Source organism: Marinomonas sp. S3726 (assembly GCF_000967665.1).
Lineage (GTDB): Bacteria > Pseudomonadota > Gammaproteobacteria > Pseudomonadales > Marinomonadaceae > Marinomonas.
The window spans coordinates 1-647 of the sequence record NZ_JXYC01000074.1 but is presented as its reverse complement, the minus strand read 5'-3'; the positions used below and the strand labels follow the sequence as shown (position 1 = coordinate 647).

The 647-nt window shown below is 44.0% G+C and carries 2 protein-coding genes; both read left to right on the top strand.

Translation table 11 applies throughout. The features are described from left to right. The coding region (locus TW85_RS25070; protein WP_052702415.1) for a phage protein Gp36 family protein at positions 1 to 417 on the top strand (417 nt) is incomplete at its 5' end. Beyond that, on the top strand, positions 417 to 647 hold a 231-nt coding region (locus tag TW85_RS25065; protein WP_046019872.1), incomplete at its 3' end, for a phage protein Gp37. The genes TW85_RS25070 and TW85_RS25065, both read left to right, overlap by 1 nt.

The following is a 647-nucleotide window of genomic DNA, read 5'->3' as shown; positions in this document are numbered from 1 at the left end:
CAAGATTTAATTGATCGTTTTGGCTCTGATGAGCTGGTTCGCTTAACCGCACAATCTGATGAGTTCGGATCATACGGTACTGACATCAATCAGACTAAAGTTGATAGAGCTTTATCGGATGCTAATTCAACGATTGATGCTTACTTGGCTGCTCGCTACCCGCTTCCTTTGCCTGATACACAACCTATTCTGAACCGTTTTGCGTGTGATATTTCTCGTTACTTGTTACATGACACAAACCCACTTGATGAAGTAACGAATCGCTATAAAGAAGCGATTCGTTATTTGGAGAAAGTCAGTAAAGGTGACATCTCGTTAGGCGTATCTACTGAAGGCGAACGACCAGAAACAATGGACGGCGCAACTATTGAATCAGCAGGCTCCGTGTTCTCTCGTTCTAATACGGAATTTACCTAATGATTCTGGAAGTAGAGGTTCAAATCAAAGCGGCGATAAAAGCAGCGCTTGGAAACACGGTTAAATCGGTTGAGACACATCCGGGTAATTGGGGAAAGCATACTATCAAAAGAGTATTAGCCGCGGCCCCCTGTGTTCTCGTCGGTTTCACCATGGGGACTGATCACAATGAAGATGAGTTAAAGACTTCATGGCACGTTTACCTTGTTGCAAAAGCGCTACAAGGCAAG